At 73.0% G+C, this 3,280-nt stretch carries 1 protein-coding gene; it reads left to right on the top strand.

Going from position 1 to position 3,280, the window contains the following annotated elements:
• Positions 1–3,280: amino acid adenylation domain-containing protein (locus ACLEQD_RS39870; RefSeq protein ID WP_410391154.1), on the top strand; the 3,280-nt coding region annotated here is incomplete at both ends.

The raw sequence follows: 3,280 nt of genomic DNA, 5'->3' as shown, positions 1-3,280 counted from the left end.
TCCCTGCCCGCCCTCTTCGCGGAGCAGGCCGCGCGCACGCCCGGCGCGGTCGCCCTGGAGGCCGGAGGTCAGCGGCTCACGTACGCGGAGCTGGACGCTCGCGCCAACCAGCTCGCGCACCACCTGCGGCGCCAGGGCGTGCGCCTGGGGACGCCGGTGGGCCTGTGCGCGAGCCGGTCGCTGGAGATGGTCGTGGCGACGCTCGCCATCCTCAAGGCGGGGGGCGCGTACGTCCCGCTGGATCCGGCCTATCCCTCCGAGCGCCTGGAGCTCATGGCGCGCGACGCCCGCATCTCCGTGCTCGTGGTGGAGCCGGGGCGAGAGGCCGTGCTGGAGGGCCTGGCCGCGCGGGTCGTGGTGCTGGACCCGTCCTGGAGGACCTTCGCGGGCCACCCGGAGGTCGCGCCCGACGTGCGCATCCCCGCGGATGCGCTCGCGTACGTCATGTACACGTCCGGGAGCACCGGGCGGCCCAAGGGCGTGGGCGTTCCCCACCGGGCCGTGACGCGGCTGGTGAAGGGCGTGTCCTTCGTCCGGTTCGACGCCGGTGACGTCGTCCTCCAGCTGGCCACCACGTCGTTCGACGCCGCGACGCTGGAGCTGTGGGGGGCGCTGCTCCACGGCGCGAAGCTGTTCCTCTACCCGCCGGTGACGCCGTCGCTGGAGGAGCTGGAAGCGACGCTGGAGCGCGAGCGCATCAGCGTGATGTTCCTCACCACCGCGTTCTTCGAGCAGATGGCGCTGAACCGGCCCGCGGCGCTCGCGCGGGTGGGGCAGGTCCTCACCGGCGGCGACGTCCTGTCCCCGCTGGCCGCGCGCAAGCTGCTGGACGCGGGCCGCGCGGTCGTCAACGGTTATGGCCCCACGGAGAACACCACCTTCTCCGCCACGTATCAGGTGAAGCGGGACCTGGACGCGCGGATGCCCGTGCCCATTGGCCGCGCGCTGGAGAACTCGCAGGCCCTGGTGCTGGACGCGCGCCTGGAGCCGGTGCCGCCCGGTGTGGTGGGCGACCTGTACGTGGGAGGCGACGGCCTGGCGTGGGGCTACCTGGACCGGCCGGACCTCACCGCGGACCGCTTCGTGCCCCACCCCTTCAGCGAGCTCCCCGGCGCCCGGCTGTACCGCACGGGAGACCGCGCGCGGTGGCTGCCTTCCGGCGAGCTGGCGTTCATGGGGCGCGCGGACACGCAGGTGAAGCTGCGCGGCTTCCGCATCGAGCTGGGAGAGGTCGAAACCGCCCTGCGCCACCTGCCCGGCGTGGAGGACGCCGTGGCGGAGGTGCGGGAGTACGCCCCCGGCGACAAGCGGCTGGTGGCCTGGGTGGCCGGCACGAACGTGGACGTGAGCGCGCTGCGGCCGAGCCTGGCCGCCCGGCTTCCCGCGCCGCTGATCCCCGCCGCCTTCGTGAAGCTGGACCAGCTGCCGCTGACGCCCGTGGGCAAGGTGGACCGCAAGGCGCTCATCACGCCCGTGGGTGACACGCTCACGGAGGACGCCTACGTGGCGCCGGTCACCGCGACGGAGACGGCGGTGGCGGAGGTCTGGGCCGCGCTCCTGGGCCGCGCGCGCGTGGGCACGCAGGACTCCTTCTTCGAGCTGGGGGGGCACTCGCTGCTCGCCACGCAGGTGGTCTCCCGGCTGCGCGAGACGTTCCAGGTGGACCTGTCCGTGCGGGCCCTGTTCGAGGCCCCCACCGTCACCAGCCTCGCCGCGCGCATCGATGCGCTGCGGCTGGAGAGCAGCCGGATCCAGGCCCTCCCGCTGGTCCCCGGCCCCCGCGAGGGCTGGCTGCCGCAGTCGTTCGCGCAGCAGCGGCTGTGGTTCATCTCGCGGCTGGACACGCTGGGCTTCTCCTACAACGTGCCCATGGTCACCCGGCTGCGGGGCGCGCTGGACGCGGACGCGCTGGAGCGGAGCCTCGCGGAGATCGTCCGGCGCCACGACGTCCTGCGCACCACGTTCGACGAGGTGGACGGACAGCCGGTGCAGCGCATCGGGCCGGCGTGGGACTTCGCGCTGGCGAGGACGGACGTGGAGGCCGCGAAGCTCCCGGAGCGGCTGACGGAGGAAGCACGGCGCCCGTTCGACCTGCGGCGCGGCCCGCTGATGCGGGGGCTGCTCCTGCGCGTCGCGGACGACGACCACGTGTTGATGCTCGTCATCCACCACATCGCCTTCGACGGGTGGTCCATCGACGTGCTCCAGCGCGAGCTGAACGCGCTCTACGCCGCGCGAGGACAGGCAACGCTGCCGCCCCTGCCCCTCCAGTACGTGGACTACGCCCGGTGGCAGCGCGAGTCGTTCCAGGGAGACGAGTTGGAGGAGCAGCTCACCTGGTGGCGGCAGGAGCTGGCGGGAGCCCCGTCCGTGCTGGACCTGTCCACCGACAAGCCGCGTCCGCCCGTGCAGACCTTCGAGGGCGCGAACTTCGAGATGCTGCTGCCCCAGTCCCTCCATGGCGCGCTCCAGCGCCTGGGCCAGCGCGAAGGCGCCACGCTGTTCATGACGCTGCTGGCGGGCTTCCAGGCCCTGCTCGCGCGCTACAGCGGCCAGGACGACATCGTCGTCGGCTCGCCCATCTCCGGCCGCAACCGGCGCGAGGTGGAGGGGCTCATCGGCTTCTTCGTCAACACGCTGGCCCTGCGCGCGGACGTCACCGGCTCCCGCTCGTTCCGGCACCTGCTGCGCGGCGTGAGAGAGAGCTGTCTGGGCGCCTTCGCGCACCAGGACCTGCCGTTCGAACAGCTCGTGGACGCGCTCAAGCCACCGCGCGACCTGAGCCGGACGCCGCTGGTGCAGACGATGTTCGTCCTCCAGCGGGCCGCGACGCCGCTGTCCCTGCCCGGCCTCGCGGTGGAGGACCTCCCGTTCCAGTCGGGCGTCTCCCGCTTCGACCTCATGCTGTTCATGCGGCAGACGCCGCACGGGCTCGTCGCCTACTGGGAGTACAACACCGCCCTCTTCGAGGAGGCGACCGTCGCCCGGATGGCCGGGCACTACGTGCGCCTGCTCGAAGCCGTCACCTCGAACCCCGAGCAGCCGCTGGCGGACCTGCCCCTGCTGTCGCGGGAGGAGCGCGAGCAGGTCCTGGTCGCGTGGAACAGCCGGGAGGAACGGCTCCCCGCACCCGGGTTGATCCACGTCCGGGTGGAGGCACAGGCCGCGCGGACACCGGAGGCGGTCGCGGTCACGAACGGGACGGAGTCCCTGACGTACGCCCAACTGGACGCGCGCGCGAATCAGCTCGCGCACCACCTCATCGCCCTGGGCGTCACGC

The sequence above is a fragment of the Corallococcus sp. 4LFB genome (assembly GCF_046520365.1).
Classification (GTDB): Bacteria; Myxococcota; Myxococcia; order Myxococcales; family Myxococcaceae; genus Corallococcus; species Corallococcus caeni.
Note: the sequence above shows the minus strand (reverse complement) of the source record. Positions and strands in the feature narration are given on the sequence as shown.